This is a genomic window from Streptomyces sp. NPDC054813 (assembly GCF_053611365.1).
This window is the reverse complement of the sequence record NZ_JBSHAF010000017.1, coordinates 220,813-222,703: the sequence shown is the minus strand read 5'-3', so window position 1 is coordinate 222,703 and position 1,891 is coordinate 220,813. Positions and strand designations below refer to the sequence as shown.

At 74.1% G+C, this 1,891-nt stretch carries 1 protein-coding gene; it reads right to left on the bottom strand.

From position 1 onward, the window contains the following. Positions 1-158 precede the first annotated feature (158 nt). The gene (locus ACWGJB_RS31475; RefSeq protein WP_453383438.1) at positions 159-1,286 is read right to left on the bottom strand and encodes an NADH:flavin oxidoreductase; all 1,128 of its coding nucleotides are present in this window, start codon (positions 1,284-1,286) and stop codon (positions 159-161) included. Between the last annotated feature and the right edge of the window lie 605 nt (positions 1,287-1,891).

The window sequence follows — 1,891 nt, the reverse complement described above, 5'->3', positions numbered from 1 at the left end:
CGCCCGCGCCCGTGAGTACCCTCGCGATCCCCCGGGCGGGGGCGGCGCGGGGGGGGGGGGGGGCCCGGGGGGGCGGGGGGCGCGGCCGGGGGGCGGGGCGCCCCCCCCCCCCCCGGCCCCCCACGGGGTGGTTCGGCTCAGGCTCTCGCCTCAGGGTTTCAGCTCAGGCTCTTGAGCGCCGCCGCGTCGTACGACTTCAGCTCCTCGGTGCGCCCGGCCAGCACCTTCGCGGCCCACTCCGGGTCCTGGAGGATGGCGCGGCCGACGGCGACCATGTCGTACTCCTCGCGCTCCAGGCTGTCGAGGAGGTCCTCGATGCCCCGGACCGGGGAGCCCTCGCCCGCGAAGCCCTTGATGAAGTCGCCGTCGAGGCCGACCGAGCCGACGGTGATGGTCGGCTTCCCGGTGAGCTTCTTGGTCCAGCCGGCCAGGTTGAGGTCGGAGTCCTCGAACTCGGGGAGCCAGTAGCGCCGGGTGGAGGCGTGGAAGACGTCGACACCGGCCGCCGCCAGCGGGGTGAGGATCGCCTCCAGCTCCTCCGGGGACTCGGCGAGACGGGCGTCGTAGTTGTCCGACTTCCACTGCGAGTAGCGGAAGATCACCGGGAACTCCGGGGAGACCGACGCGCGTACGGCGGCCACGATCTCGGCGGCGAACTTGGTGCGGGCGACCGGGTCGCCGCCGTAGGCGTCGGCACGGCGGTTGGTGCCCGCCCACAGGAACTGGTCGAGGAGGTAGCCGTGGGCGCCGTGCAGCTCGACCCCGTCGAAGCCGATGCGCTCGGCGGCGGCCGCGGCCTCGGCGAACGCGCGGATGACGTCGTCCATGTCCTGGCGGGTCATCGCCTTGCCCTCGCCCTCGGTGCCGTCCAGGCGGATGCCGGAGGGGCCGACGGCGGGGGCGTCCGCGAACGGCGGCTGGCCCTGCGTGCGCACCATGCCGATGTGCCACAGCTGCGGGACGATGGTGCCGCCGGCCGCGTGCACGCCCTCGGCGACCTTCGCCCAGCCCGCCAGCTGCTCCTCGCCGTGGAACCGCGGGATGCGGCTGCTCTGCCCGGCCGAGTCGTGACCGACGTACGTGCCCTCGGTGACGATCAGGCCGACACCGGCGGCGGCCCGGCGGGCGTAGTACGAGACCACGTCCTCGCCGGGAACACCGCCCGGGCTGAACTGGCGGGTCATCGGCGCCATCACGATCCGGTTGGGGACCGTGAGCCCGTTCAGGGCGATCGGACGGGAGAGGATCTCGGCCGCGCGGGAGGCGGGGGGCGTGGTGACGGTCACGTGGGGGGCTCCTCGGGAGTGTGCTGTAGACCGGACGGTATGTGCACACGCATTGAGTGCACATATGTGCACAACGACCGGCCCGGGCGTACCCATTCCCGCCCCCGCCCGAAAACCCCTGTGACTCCAGACACGGGCGGGGCGGCCGGGGTGTCGGCGGCAGTGCGCCGGACCGACGTCACGGAGGGTCGCGTTCCGGGATTCACCGCCCGAGGAGTGCGGAAAAGTCCAACAGAGACGGCCGGCGACCCGAAACGAGGTCATCCATGGCTGACGCGGAACCACCCGCCGCCGACGACGGACTCGCCCGCCACGTCCGCGGACCGGTCCTGCCGGCAAGCCTCCTGGTCACGGCCGTCGGGCTGCTCCTCTACGCGCTGGGGCTCCCCGGTACGCGCCGAAGGTGCCGTACTTGGACGGAACGACCGACTTCCTTCGCGCCATCACTGCGCAACATGCACAGGCGTCCGTGAGCGGCGCGAACGAGCGGGGGGGGGGGCCCCCCGGGGGGGGGGGGGGGGGGGCCCCCGGGGGGGGGGGGGGGGGGGGGGCGGGGGGGGAAAAGTAAAAGGAAAACCCCCCCCCGCCCCCCCCCCCGGGCCGCC